Here is a 14184-nt window from a genome sequence, read left to right on the forward strand (position 1 = left end):
ATTGTAAATTGCTCGTAAAAATGATGCCATGCATACTAGCGTTAGAACCATGACTTCCCTTTGGGTGTGAGAGGATGGCGACGATGCTTCACCTTGTCCCACCCGTGGGCCTTCTTGTGCTTGTACTCACGCACTCGCTGCGCTATATTCTTACAGGCTGTTCCACCAATGCCCACTCTGTGCGAAGGGGCCTCATTTCGTAGTCCACGATGTCCCCGTATTCCGCCCCATCTTGGATGAACGTAAACGCGTGCTCCACAGGCGGATTTGCTCCAAGCACTTCCGGCAGGAAGTACGGTAGCGTCGTCGTGGCATCAGGAGAGGTCATCACCCACAGCAGTGACTTCCACTCCAATTCGCCTTCCTCCGACGCTCGGATTTCACCGGACGAGCTTTCTGCTGTGAATACGTACATGCCACTCTCCTGATTGAATGAAACGATGCCGCGAAACGCGACGTTTCGAACGCGCAATCCGGTTTCTTCTCTCACTTCTCGAATGCAGGCAGCAAGCGGTGATTCACCGGGTTCAATTTTGCCTCCGACGCCGTTCCACTTGTCTTTATTGGGATCTTTTTTCCGATGGATCATCAGGATCTGGTGGTTGCGTTGAATGAAACATATGGTGTACGGCAGTCGCATGTCGTCCTCCTGAATCCTGGAGCCGTTCCGTTCTATGATTGCCGGACGTGCTCGGCGGTTTGCCAACATCTATAGACACAAGTCCAGTGATTTGTCAACAAAGATACAAGCGATTTGCAAAATTCCACCAGAGTCACTCCGCACGACGAGGAAACACTGAGCGTTCCTGCACCAGCTGATGGTACAGTTCCCGCGTGGATGGCAAGAGACTGACCCCGAATTCCCGTTCCAGTGCGCGCTCGCAATGGCGGAACGTCTGCACTACCATGGGACGATTGCCAAGCGCCGCGTAGGCGTACATGACATGAACATACGCTTCTTCCTGCACGGGGTCCACCTGCAGCAATTCCTCGCAGACGCGAATGACCTCCGCGTACATGCGCTCTTCCAAACAGGCTGCACTGTAATCCAGCACTGTTCGCACGTACAGGACGTGCAGCCGCTCCCGCTCCACCTCACTCCACCCCTCGTACTTCATCTCCGGAAGGTAGTCTCCTTTGTAAAACGAGAGTGCGCGGCGGAGCAGGTTGCGCCGTTGCTCAGGCGGAGCCTTGTTGGCTGCGTTCACCGCGTCCACAAAGACATCCTTGTCCACGACCAACAAGTTCCCTGGAGTCAGCGCGTAGGTGCTGCCCATTCGTTCAATCAACACGGTCGGCCCGCGGGTCTGTTTTCGTGGCTCGAGTGCCGCCGACAGAACGTTGAGTGCGACTTTAAAGTCTCTCTCTGCAATCTCTGCCGGAACATCACCCCACAATTGTTCTGTGATTTCGTCCCGATGCAAGTGCACCCCGCGGTGCGTGAGCAAAAACTGAAACAATTGACGGGCCTTTTCGCGTTGCCATTCCTTCCGAGAGATTTCGGTGAAGCCGCGCCAAGCTCGGAATTCGCCCAAGGTCTGCACACGGACGGCGTACCCCGGATGACCCTCCAGGTTTTCACACCCAAGGCGACAGAGAAGTTCGTGCGCCATCTCTCGCTCCCGCCCGCTGTAGCGGTGCCTCTGTAAGAGAGGAACCACCTGCTGCACGTCTTTCGGGCCAAACAGCGTGGACTGGAGCAGCAAATCCTCGTACTGATGCTGTGCCACCAACGGCAGGAGTTCCGATACCGTTTCATCCGCTGCGACATCATACCCCATCCCCGCCTGTGCGATGGCTCGCCAAAGTAGTGTCGTGATGTATAAAAACACATCGTTGCACTGGCGAAATGCGGTGGCACACAGACGAATGTGTACCAACGCGTCCTGAAACTGCCCGTTCACGCACGCCACCTGTGCCAGACTCAAGTGCACAAGGTGCGCCATCCAGACGTCGCCCACCTGTTCCGCAATGTGAACCCCTTGCTCCGCACAGTTGCGGGCTATGACGTACTGCCCCCGGTACCCGTGTGCCAAGCAGAGCCCCAACAACGCCTCCGACTTCCCGCGTGGCAGGTCCATTTCGTCCATCCGCTGGACGGCCATCTGGTAGGCTTGAAGGGCCTGGTCCCCGAGAGGATGGTCCAGGTGATATGCGTGTCCGAGGCGGATGAACCCGACTGCGCTGGTGAACGGCGCCTGCAGCGAATCGCCAACGGAGTGGCCCAACAGCGCCTGCTCTTGGGCCGCCGCCGCATTCCCCGTCATGGAGTAGAGCAGCGCCAGCAGCAAATTCGCTTCTCGGTGAGAAAGCGCGGTGCGCTGAACGTTCTCTTGTGCGCCGACGCGAGACTTGAGCAGCCGAATGGCCTCTGCAAGGTGACCTGTGCGGAGGAGCAGGCGGGCATCACTGTTGTTTGCAGGCACATGCGTCTCGTCTATGGCTGTGAGCAGTTTCATCAATCTCCGCGCCCGCCGCACCTTGCCGAGGTTGATAGCGTTTTCAAATTCCACCTGAAGCATGGCCACCCGCGTATCGACATCTGCCCGATGAATGTGCCGACGCGCTTCGCGAATGCTGTTCACGGCGAGTGACGGTTGAATGGTGTCGAGGTACAATCGCGCACTGCCGAGCAGGGCTTCTGCAGCCAGCCGGTCATCACCCCTGCTGGCGGCGACTTCATACGCCCGCCGGTAATCTTGCAGGGCGGCGGCGAACCGATTGGCATGCCGCGCCACATCCCCTCTCGCCACGAGCAAACCTGGAGACTGCCGAATCACGTTCGGCGGCAACCTGTCCAGCCACCCCCGTACAGTGGATACTTGCCCGCGCAGCAAAAAGTCTGGAATATGCTGCAGGAGTCCGCGCTCGACGTCCGCGAAATCGTCCAGCTGAAACAGATAGCTGACCGCGCGGCTTACCTGTCCAGCGTCCAAGTGCCAGCGAATCGCGCGCTGCAGGAGCGCTTGTTTGTCTGTCGGAGCCAATTGATGTACCAGGTGGTCTCGAATGAGGGGATGCAAGGAATAGGACGTACCCTCCGGATCTGCCATGATGTACCCGTTGCGCTCACAGTCGCGCAGCAGATGCGCACTGTCCTCGCGCTCGGCGACCGCGTCACACACTTCGGCCGTGAGGGCATTCAGAACGGACGTTTGCATCAGGAAGTGACGATGCTCGTGGTCGAGCCCAGACAAAAACAGGGGACCGATTTGAGATTTGATGGAGCTGCCTGTGTCAAACAGGGACTCCACATGTTCGCCCCATCCGTTCACACGCCACTCCCTCCATACCATGGACAGCAGCATGGCCATGCCGCGCGTACACGCGTGCAGCCACTCCAATTGGTGGACTTCGAGCGAGGGCGCCCCTTCCCCCGTCCCCGGCTGGAACAGAAAGCGAATTTCGTCTACCGTAAACGCAAGCTCTCGCTCACGGATGAACAGCACGTCTCCGCGCAAACGCAATGTGTCGATGTGCGACAGCGTCGGCTCCGTGCGTGTGACCAGCACCACGTGGACGTTCCAGGGCAACCGAGGCAGCCAGTGGTCCATCCACTGCAACTGTGCTGCGTCGTTGTCCAAGACGTGAAAGTCGTCGAAGACCACGATGCACGCTTCATGGAGGTTCGTCCCGGCCCATTCCGCCGTCAATCCTGCAGACTGGGTCCACGTGAGCGGATGGTGAGCTGCTTCCATCACGCGCACCCACTCCGGAGAGGCGTGTACACCGGGAAACACCGTGTGGAGTAGATGTTCGACGAAAGAGAGTGGATCGCGCTCGTCCTCCGTAAGTGTGAGCCAATGAACGGGGACTCGACACTGCTCGACAAAGTGAGTGAGCGATGTCGTTTTTCCATAGCCGGCAGACGCCTTGACCACGGTCAATGGGAAGTCTGTGATCTCTGAGAACAGTGTCATCAGGCGCGGTCTGGGTAGAACGGACCGTCGTGTATGGGGAATCTGGTTCCGTCTCCGCGTCATGTGCACACCTCTCCATTCCGTGCCACACTCTGATGAGACCAGTATATCACCGATGTCCTTCCATCTAACGGTTTGATCTTTTCCGAAATGCCATCACGAGGACAGCCAAAAGGGGGATCCCAACCAACGTCACCACAAAATAGGCTGGCGCGACAGAGATCATGAAGTTATTCACCTCTAGCTGGCTGCGAAAGAGTGCAATACTACCGGCCCATACCAATAAGCCGCCCGAAAGCGCCACGATACGGTGCGAGGACAATTTGAACACGTCCTTCATCCCTTCGCACCATGCATAGTGAAACACGGACAGTTTGATTAAAATGGTCGACATTACGCCTAATATGTACAGAGTGTCTAGGCGTTCTATATTCCTACCGACGCGAATTTCGCGGACGACCTCAAGCACCGGGAAGGACAGATAATTGGCGGACTGCCCTACCACGCCTATCGTGATCACCCCAAGGAGGGTGCCGACGACGGTGATGATGCCGGTGACAATAATCATATCCTTGGGAAGAGCTCGGCTGTTGCGCAACATGGGTACAAACTGCAGGCCAATCAAAAGCTCCAATGCGTAGGTGATATCCGGTGTGACCGCACCGCGCAACACCGGCTGCCAGCCGTCGGCGAGCACAGGCATCAGGTTATGAACATCCAAGTGCATCATGGACAATGCGATGAGAGCGGGAGCCACAATAGCCGCCAACGGGGTGATAAACTCGCCGTTACGCATGACGACCTCCGCTCCCATGTACACGGCGTATGAGCAAGCAATCGCACCAGCAAATGCGATTATATATAGCGGTGTTTGGGGTAAAATGGTGATTCCTACAAACGAGGTCCCCTCCCGGAGGGTCTTGCAGCTGACAAGGTACATCCAGACAAGGAACCAGAGACCAAACACGCGTCCGAGCCATGGTCCCAACGCATCGATAAGACCGCCGATCAGAGATCGGTTGGGTAATGCACGAACGAACAATATCGCGACGGTGGTGGACAACAGGCCGCCGACCGTAAACAGGAGCAGCGCGATCCAGGCGTCGCGGATGACGAACTGGTTAATGATGAAAGGGGCCGTGACGATGCCCGTGCCGAGAACACTCCAAATGAGGGCGAGGGTAATTTGGTATCGGGAGATCTGTACCTTCGACATGGGTCGCCGTCCTCCTAGAGGTTTTGTACAGACATTTTGTAACTGGGCCAAACATCGCATCGAAAGGAGCGATCACCATCTCATCGCTTCCCCTCGCCCAAGTGAGACTTATCGGGCGGCCGTGGTGCATCCGCGCTTATGTAAAACAAGGACGCTCCTGAGTGAAGCGTCTCTTGCGGCCCATAACCTCGGATATGTTAACTAAGACATCATGGAGCGGTGAATTTGATGTTCGTCATCTTGTCAAAAAATCTAGGCTCTATGGTGCTTGGCATCTCCATTTCAACATACACGCCGTTTTGCTCGCTTGCGAAATGCCATCACCAGGACAGCCAAAATAGGAATTCCAACCAACGTCACCACAAAATAGGCTGGCGCTACAGAGATCATGAAGTGATTCACCTCTAGCTGGCTGCGAAAACCTGCAATACTACCGGCCCATACCAATAATCCGCCCGAAAGCGCCACGATACGGTGCGAGGACAATTTGAACACGTCCTTCATCCCTTCGCACCATGCATAGTGAAACACGGACAGTTTGATTAAAACGGTCGACATCACGCCCAAAATGTACAGCGTGTCCAATCGTTCCAGATTCCTACCGATGCGAATGCTGCGGACCGCCTCAAGAATCGGGAACTGCAGATAACCGGCAGACTGCCCCACCACGCCTACCGTGACCACTGCGAGGAGGATCCCGAGGACGGTGATAATGCCGGTGACAATGATCATATCCTTGGGAAGGGTTCGATTGTTGCGCAACATGTGTGCAAACTGCAGGCCAATCAAAAGTTCCAATGCGTAGGTAACATCCGGTGTAACCGCAGCACGCAACACCGGATGCCATCCGTCGGCGAGAACAGGCATCAGGTTTTGAACATCCAAGTGCTGCATGGACAATGCGAAGAGTGTAGGAAACACAATGAGCGCCAACGGCGAGATAAACTCGCCGTTACGCATGACGACCTCTGCACCCATGTACACGGCGTATGAGCAAGCAATCGCACCAGCGAATGCGATTATATATAACGGTGTTTGGGGTAAAATGGTGATTCCTACAAACGAGGTCCCCTCACGGAGGGTCTTGCAGGAGACAAGGTACATCCAGACAAGGATCCAGAGACCAAACACTCGCCCGAGCCATGGTCCCAACGCATCGATAAGACCGCAGATCAGGGAACGGTTTGGTAACACACGAACGAACAATGCCGCAACGCTGGTGGAGACCAGGCCGCCGACTGTAAACAGGATGAGCGTGATCCAGGCGTCACGGATGACAAACTGGGTAATGATGAAAGGGGCCGTGACGATGCCCGAGCCGAGAACACTCCAAACGAGAGCGAGTATAATTTGGAATCGAGAGATCTGTACCTTTGACATGGGTCGCCGGCCTCCTATAGGATTTCGTACAGCCATTTTGTCATTGAGCCAAACATCGCATCGAACGGAGCGATAAGATGCACATCGGACCATAGGTGCCAAGACACCAACGAGGACATGGCGAGTGCCAGAACCACGAGTGCTGCGTACACGGTGATTTCATGACGGCTGGCCTGACGAAGGGAGTTTGTGTCAACGGCAGCGATGCAAATGACAGTGACCAGAGCGAGCCATATCACGGTACGGTCACCCCTCGTCCTGCCGGCGGAGCCAGGCCGCTCTGCGAGACCGTGGATTCTGGTGTCCCGGAACTGAGTGAAGAGCGGAACACATGTACGCGTACGTTGCATGTCACTTGCGCCTTAGCGAAGTCATCTGGCCACGACTGGCTGATCTGCCGCCAGTACCGCGGATTTTTTGTGAACAACCTCGTGCCGAACTGGGAAGCGTCCACACCATCGGATTGGAGCTTTGCCACCACCGCTTGTATCTCCCGCTCCATATACTCAGCCGTCTTCTTCTCAAGTTCTTTGTAGGTTTTTTCGCTCATACGCTCATATGGACACAGCCGCTCAATCTCCGCCTCTGCACGCACCGTTACGAGAAAGCTAACCCCGTTTTTTCTAAATTGCGGGACGACCTGCGTGTTGGAACCGATGAGACGAACGGTGGTTCCAACGTTGCTGCCCCGACCATCGCACGGCAGGTGGATTTCGACCTGGCGAGTGTTCTCCAACAGCCAGGCCAACGCCTTCGTCTCATCCAGTGTTAATGTGTCGGCCAACTTCGCACCGCGAAACACGGCAACCCCTTTCATGACCGGATGGTTTGCAGGGTCCAGGTCGACCAACGACACAACGGGCGCCTGTGATGGCGACAGGTACTCCTGCATCACCTCCTGTTGCTCGGAGTTGGCAATGCGAAACATCTTCCCCGTCTGTTGAACCAGCGCGCGAATGCCCATCGCGTTCAGCGGGTCGGGGATGGTCGATGCGGAGAGAAGATCCTCTGCGGTTCCCGATGTCACGACAAGTAGTTCATTGCGGCGATAGTACCGGTCCCGTTCCAAATAGTCGAAAGCCCGCTCGATACCATGTTGAGCGTAGGCGTTCCCGAACACGACCAGGGTGTTGTGCGCCAGGTACATTTGGTGTGGCACTTCCTGATTGAATTTTTCCACCGCTTCTTCGATGGAACTGCCCGTCTCCACACGGACTATGAAGGCCCGCCCGGTCGCTCCATTACCTGACTCACTTGCGCCCGCCGAAGGCACGGCAGCCGGATTCACAATCTGGGCCGTCACTCGCACCAAACCGTTGTCGGTCTGGTCGATGCCGAGGGCTAAGACGACATTTAAGTCGTCCACCTCCTTTATGTCACACCCTGGCAACAACAACGAACCTAGGCTAACCACGAAAGCAGCGACCACCTTGCGAAGCATGCTCCATCTCATCGCTTCCCCTCGCCTAAGTGAGACTTATTGGGCGGCCGTGGTGCCGGAGTTCGGTTGCTGACGCTGTCGAGGGTTTCATACTGCCCGGGACGTTTTGTGTTGGCAAACCAAGGTGCTCGGAAAAATGAATCCTTGATATCCTGCCAGGAAAAGGGCGCAATCGGCGCCATGTAAGGAACGCCGAAGGAACGGAGCGAAACGAGATGCGTCACAATGATTAATCCGAAGACGACGATGCCGACCAGTCCCGCAAGGCCAGCTATGCCGACAAACAGAAACTGAATAATCCGACTCGAATTCACAAATCCATACGCTGGCAGAGCAAACGAAGCGACCCCGGTCCCAGCCACCACGATAACCATGCCTGGAGACACCAGGCCAGCACGCACTGCCGCATCCCCGACAATGAGCGTACCCACAATACTCACAGATTGTCCGACCGCCCGAGGCAGCCGCGTGCCGGCTTCACGCAAGACTTCAAAAGCGCCCATCATCAAAAGCGCTTCCAATATGGTTGGGAAAGGGATGCCGCGATGCTGAGATGCTACGGTGACAAGCAGCGGCGTCGGCATCAGGTCTTGGTTGAAAGACAATAGCGCCACGTACAGGGACGGTAATAAGAGGGAAGCCCAATACGCCACATGGCGTAAGACGCGAATGAACAGCGTCAAAGTGAAGTGCATGTAATAGTCTTCGGCTGCAGTTAAGAAATGGATAAACTGCGTAGGGACCTTCAGACAAGTCGGTGCTCCGTCGAGCATGAAGCCGATACGTCCTTGCAACAGCCCAGCCACCACTCGGTCCGGTCGTTCGGTCTCCTCGGACGTTGGAAACAGGGTGTACGGCGCGTCGCTAATGAGTTCCCGCAACTTGTTGATGTCATTCACAGCATCGATGGAAATCTTGCGAAGCCGCTGGTGCGCTTCCTCTACCAAAGCCGGTTTGGTAATCCCTTCGATATAAAGGATGCATAAATTGGTCTTGGAGTACACACCGATGCGCATCGATTCGACCTTGAATCGCGGACTGCGGATCCGCTTGCGAAGCAGTGCAATGTTCAGTTCCAGGTTCTCGACAAACCCCTCCTGCGGACCTAGTATAGTAGGCTCGATCTCGGCTTTTTCGATGGTCCTCCCAGGGGGCTGGCTAACGTCCAGAATCAGAGCCTCTTTTGAACCGTCTATGCAGAGGACGACTTGGCCGTCGGATACAGCAGCGTTCAATTCTTGGCGTGTCTTTACCCGTCGGACGTGCACCGTGTGCAAGACAGACTCCAAGTGACCGATGTCCGTTCGCCGTTTCGGCAAGGTCGAGACAGGATTGAGAACGCCTTCTTCCACGCGCGCCTGGTCCACCATGCCGCGGATCCACAGCAAGAGTACCCGGGTACCGTGAACGTCCACTTCGCGGAGCAACAAGTCGTCGCAGTGTTGCCACTCCGCTTCAATCCAGGCACGTAAACCTTCTACACGGGAGGGCAAGGGTTCATCCGGACGACCGTACGAGGTGTCCACTAAGCCGGCGATTCTCTCGGGATGGTTCCCGAGATCTTTTGTCTTCGTACCCCGCTTCTTGAATAACACAGCATACTCTCCCCGAGACTGTACGTATGATTTCTCTTGGTATTTTGACCAAATCACTCCAATTGATGCAAAATATTTTGCTACGTGTTGTTTCCTCGCGGCCTGCCCCTTCCTCCCTACTACATGGAACAACCCATATCACGTCCACACCGTCCGAACATAAAAAACGGCCGCAGTCTCCCGTGGGAGACACGACCGTTTTCTAGACACTGAGCTACTCTTGACTAAACTCATTGGAGATTCGATTTAACTTAGACACGAGCGTGAGGAACGTTTCCACGTCTTGCACCTCAAATTGCTCAAAGAGCTTGGTCAGCTGTTGGATTCGGCGTTCCCGAACGTCAATCAGCTTTTGTTGACCTTTCTCCGTGAGCGCGACGTAAACCACACGCCGATCCTCGCCCGAACGGTGTCGTGTAATCAACTGTTCTTTCTCCATCTCATCGCATTGCCAGGTCACCGTACTGGGGCTGACGTCCACGGCTTTTGCGAGCTCGGTAGCGGTTACACTGTCGTGTCTGCTGAGGTAACTCAAAATGTGCAATTGCGTCCGCGTTAACCCCAGCTTGGTCAGACTTGCATTCAAGTTTCGCTGTAGAACTAACATTTGATACGATAAATCCGCGTAAATGTTCTTCCCTGGGGTTGTGTCCATGTTGGCTTCACCCGTTTCTTTACGAAGTAATTTTTAGGATTGCCCCTTTTGATGCCCGAACGATGTACAGTATGTTCTCCAGCCCGCATGAACCGCAACGTTGCCATATCTAAGAACGATTATTGTGCCACGTAGCCCCCGTCAATCACGACGGCCTGGCCCGTGATGCTTCGGCCCTTGTCAGAGGCCAGAAAAACCGCGTAATCCCCAATTTCCTCTGGAAGAAGCAGTCTCCGCTGCGGAACCAACGGATAGATGACTTCTTCCAGCACAGCCTCCAAGGGAACCCCGCGGTTTTTCGCCAAGTCCTGCAACTGGTTGCGCACCAGTGGCGTATCCACATAGCCAGGGCAGAGCGCATTGACAGTGATGCCGTGTGTCGCGCCTTCCAGCGCCGCAACTTTCGTTAAGCCGATGACGCCGTGCTTGGCAGAATTATACGCCGCTTTGCCTGCAAACCCAATCAAGCCGTTGATGGATGCAATATTGATGATCCGCCCGAAACCGGCCGCCTTCATGTGCGGAAACGCATGCTTGATGGCCATGAAGGGTCCGACGAGCATCAGTTGCACAATCTGCTGGAACTTCTTCGTCGGAAAGTCCTCGATGCTTGCGACGTGCTGGATTCCGGCGTTGTTCACGAGGATGTCGAGGGAGCCGTACTGTTCCCGCGTGAACTCAATCATCGCGCGAATGTCCTCTTCGACCCCTGCGTTTGCGGCAAAGGGTAGGGCATCCCAGCCTTTCTCGCGCAACGATGCTGCAGCCTCCTCCGCCGCGTCGGATCTCAGGTCAGAAATGACCACACGTGCGCCTTCCTCGGCGAACTTTGTGGCAATGGCGAGACCGATGCCACTCGCCGCGCCAGTCACAACCGCCGCTTTTCCTTGCAACAGTTTTCCCATGTTTCATCACTCCTCTTGGTGAATCTGGGTTATCCGAGACGCTCGGGCGCGCGGGTATACAGGTCCATGTTCGCGGCGAACGCGCCCACAGTCTCGTACTTACCTGAATCGGGAGGCTGTACGCCGTGCTCCACCCAGTGTTCGAGGTAGTTGAGCGCTGCTTCGTAGTACGGGTGCACGGGCTGCTGATCTCCTCGGTTGGTCCGCAACATGCCATCTACGTGGTTTCCGCGATGAATCTCATAGAGGCGATGGAACGCCCCAGCGCCATGCTCTGCGACGAGACTGGCGTACGCCTGTGCGTTGTGGCGAAACGGAACGAGACAGTCCCAGTTTCCCGCAACCGACAACAGCGGTTTGGTCAAACGGCCTGTATTCGCAATGGCTTCAATCCTTGCTTTCAACACACCCTGCCGCTCTCGCCAGGGATACAACAGCGGCGTTGGATCCTGCAGCCAAGCGTTGTCCCACTCTGCCGTAAACGGCGTCCAATCGGGATCCAGGTTCCGTCCGTACAGCCACAACGAAACAATCCAATACATCATGAAGTACTGCGCCCAGTACGGGTGAGAATCCGGGTGTAGCCCCGCCTCCACCAGATGCTCCAACGCCTGATTTCGCTCCCGGTCGGTCCTATCGCCGCGCCAGTTGGCGTACACCGGAAACTGTTCCACGTACACGGGCAAGCACGTCAGTAAATGGCGAGATTCTGGGTGCCAGAGGACTCCTTCCCACTCGACGCCGCCGTCGTACAGTTCAGGGAACCGCTCGAGCATGACACGCGTGATGTATCCGCCGTTGCTGACGCCGGAAATATACACTTTCTCTGCGGATGTCCCGTAGACTTGTTCGACACAATTTCCAGCCACTTCCGTAAGTTTCCGGTAATTTTCGGGCCATTCCGTCATTTGCCTCGTAGGATTCCGCAAAACCAGCTGCGGCGTCCCTTTGTCACAGGCGGCGTACGCGTACCCCTTTTGCAATACGATATCACTCAGCAGAAGGTCGAGGGAAAACTCGTTGCGCACCGCAGGTGTCGCGCCAATCATCAGCTTGCCGTTCCAGAACGATTTGTCGGGCAAGCGGAGGACCGCGCGAGCTCCCCCAATCGTGCCCGTCCACAGGCGGCCTGGAATCGCTCGATGAATGCGAGGCCGATGGGCGACGAGCGGATGGGCGTCGGCGTCCACGCCAACCCCATTGGTGGTCAAGTCTGTTACCTGTTGGAATTCAGAAATCGTGTTGTCCATCTACGTCGCCCTCTCTCCTGCAGTATCGTCCCTAAGATCCCTCTTGGCAAGAACAGCACCACCAACACGTACAGAACCCCAAATAGGATCATGTAGTCGTTAAACATGGGATACGTGCCTGCCAACGTTGAAAATTCACTCTGCGCAATGAGGATGACGGCCGCGCCCAAGAGACCGCCGAACAGCGTCCCTGTGCCCCCAATGATGGTCATGAGTAGAACGTTGATGCTGGTGGAGACGTCGAACACCTGGGTGCTGACAAACATCTCTGCGATGACAAACAACGCGCCTGCCAGCGTCGCCACGATGCCCGAGATGACGAAAGCCGCCGTCTTGTAGCGAAAGACCGAATGACCGAGCGCCACCATGCGCGATTCGTTGTCGCGTATCCCTTTTAGAATAACGCCAACCGGCGATTTCACAAACTGGAAAAGTAGAAAAGCCACGGCCACACAGAAAAGAAAGCAGAGACAGTAGATGGCGTAGTCGCTGTTCAGCCAGTCAGGTACAAACACCGTGATGCCGTCGTTTGCATTGGTCCACGGCTGCAGCGCCCTGGATCCAGCCAGTACGTAGAACGTCTGCCCCACTGCCAAGGTGATCATGGCGAAGTAGGTGTCTTTCATGCGCAGCGATAAAAACGCCACGACCAAACTGAGCATGACGGACACGACCACCGCCAGCATGGCTCCACATACGAAACTGAGCGTCGACGCATTGCCGCGCACCAGGCAGATGCCCATGATGTACGCACCCGTACCAAAGAACATGGCGTGACCGAACGAAATAATTCCCGTAAAGCCGAGCAACAAGTCGTAGGACATGGCAAATGCGCCAAACGTAAAGACTTGTTCGAGCAGTGTGGTGGTACCCCCGCCCCCTGTGATGGTAGGTAACAGCAAACCGACGGCAAGCAACAGCACCGCAGCAGCATAGCGGACGATGTTTCGGTTCATGCTGCAGCCCTCGCTTCCCCAAACAATCCCTGCGGCCGCACCAATAGGACCACAGCCATGACCAAGACGGTCACGAGCACGGACAAACTCGGGAAGTAGAAGCTCATGAACGACGTCACAACGCCAACGAGTAAACTTCCAACCAGAGCCCCCTGCACGCTGCCCATGCCGCCAATGACGACGATGATGAAGGCAGTGAGTTGCATGTCCAACCCCATGCCTGGCGTGACAGATCCGAAATACGGCCCTGCCAGTGCCCCAGCAAATCCTGCAAGCGCGGCTCCGAGCGCAAACACGACGGTAAACACGTTTCGAATGGGGATGCCACAGGCTTCGACCAGCCCCGCGTTCTCCACGCCTGCCCGAATGACCATGCCGAGGCGCGTTCGACGAAGGAGCCAGTGCAAAACCAGGTAGACCATGGCTCCCACGACGATGGTAAACCACTGGTACTCAACCAGCACCACATGCCCCACCAGCCACGAGTGCGAAAGAAAGCTAGGCGTTGGAGCGTTCAGGCCGTTGACGCCAAACGGAACTTTGACAAATTCCGAGAGAATCAACATGACACCCATCGTAATCAAGATCTGATTCGTCCCATGGTGGTACAGCCGACCAAGTAATCCGCGCTCCATGGCAATACCAAGCACGGCTCCGGCGCCCGCGCCGACGATGAGCGCCAGCCAGAACTGGTGTGTCACCGCGTACAAAAACGTCGCCATGTACGCGCCCCAGAGATACAGGCCACCGTGCGCGAAGTTAATCACCTGCAGCAGGCCAAATATCAATGTCAGTCCAGCGGCAATCAAGAAGTACAGGGCGCCGTCGCCGATTCCGCCAATCACCAGTGTCAAGAAAACGTCCAC

At 56.0% G+C, this 14184-nt stretch carries 12 protein-coding genes; all 12 read right to left on the reverse strand.

Annotation, left to right across the window (positions count from 1 at the left end; translation table 11 throughout):
- Positions 1-142 precede the first annotated feature (142 nt).
- Entirely contained in the window at positions 143-640 is a 498-nt protein-coding gene (locus YWK_RS19575) for an NUDIX hydrolase (protein WP_051375507.1), read from the reverse strand.
- 133 nt (positions 641-773) lie between these two features.
- A complete protein-coding gene (locus YWK_RS0111380; protein WP_026964897.1) occupies positions 774-3983 on the reverse strand; it encodes an AfsR/SARP family transcriptional regulator in 3210 nt (1069 codons plus the stop codon).
- A 64-nt stretch (positions 3984-4047) separates the two neighbouring features.
- The gene (locus YWK_RS0111385; RefSeq protein WP_026964898.1) at positions 4048-5136 is read right to left on the reverse strand and encodes a GerAB/ArcD/ProY family transporter; all 1089 of its coding nucleotides are present in this window, start codon (positions 5134-5136) and stop codon (positions 4048-4050) included.
- A gap of 282 nt (positions 5137-5418) precedes the next feature.
- The gene (locus tag YWK_RS0111390) at positions 5419-6516 is read right to left on the reverse strand and encodes a GerAB/ArcD/ProY family transporter (protein WP_035466765.1); all 1098 of its coding nucleotides are present in this window, start codon (positions 6514-6516) and stop codon (positions 5419-5421) included.
- Positions 6517-6530: 14 nt separating this feature from the next.
- Entirely contained in the window at positions 6531-6755 is a 225-nt protein-coding gene (locus tag YWK_RS0111395; protein WP_026964900.1) for a hypothetical protein, read from the reverse strand.
- Positions 6752-7969 carry a Ger(x)C family spore germination protein gene (locus tag YWK_RS0111400; RefSeq protein WP_026964901.1) on the reverse strand — a complete coding sequence of 406 codons (1218 nt, stop codon included), beginning with the start codon at positions 7967-7969 and terminating at the stop codon, positions 6752-6754. The genes YWK_RS0111395 and YWK_RS0111400 overlap by 4 nt, the downstream gene beginning before the upstream one ends.
- Complete coding sequence (locus YWK_RS19580) at positions 7966-9552, reverse strand: spore germination protein (protein WP_245578601.1); 1587 nt, start codon at positions 9550-9552, stop codon at positions 7966-7968. Before YWK_RS19580 ends, YWK_RS0111400 begins: the two co-directional genes overlap by 4 nt.
- 214 nt (positions 9553-9766) lie before the next feature.
- Positions 9767-10207 carry a MarR family winged helix-turn-helix transcriptional regulator gene (locus tag YWK_RS19585; protein WP_051375508.1) on the reverse strand — a complete coding sequence of 147 codons (441 nt, stop codon included), beginning with the start codon at positions 10205-10207 and terminating at the stop codon, positions 9767-9769.
- Between the two features lie 119 nt (positions 10208-10326).
- The gene (locus YWK_RS0111415) at positions 10327-11112 is read right to left on the reverse strand and encodes a 3-hydroxybutyrate dehydrogenase (RefSeq protein WP_026964902.1); all 786 of its coding nucleotides are present in this window, start codon (positions 11110-11112) and stop codon (positions 10327-10329) included.
- A 29-nt stretch (positions 11113-11141) separates the two neighbouring features.
- Positions 11142-12362, reverse strand: a complete 1221-nt coding sequence (locus YWK_RS19590) for a 3-hydroxybutyrate oligomer hydrolase family protein (protein ID WP_035466767.1) — start codon at positions 12360-12362, stop codon at positions 11142-11144.
- The gene (locus YWK_RS19595) at positions 12329-13318 is read right to left on the reverse strand and encodes a branched-chain amino acid ABC transporter permease (RefSeq protein WP_035466769.1); all 990 of its coding nucleotides are present in this window, start codon (positions 13316-13318) and stop codon (positions 12329-12331) included. Before YWK_RS19595 ends, YWK_RS19590 begins: the two co-directional genes overlap by 34 nt.
- Positions 13315-14184, reverse strand: coding sequence for a branched-chain amino acid ABC transporter permease (locus tag YWK_RS0111430; protein WP_026964903.1), 870 nt, complete (start codon positions 14182-14184; stop codon positions 13315-13317). The genes YWK_RS19595 and YWK_RS0111430 overlap by 4 nt, the downstream gene beginning before the upstream one ends.

This window comes from Alicyclobacillus pomorum DSM 14955 (assembly GCF_000472905.1).
In the GTDB taxonomy this organism is placed as follows: domain Bacteria; phylum Bacillota; class Bacilli; order Alicyclobacillales; family Alicyclobacillaceae; genus Alicyclobacillus_A; species Alicyclobacillus_A pomorum.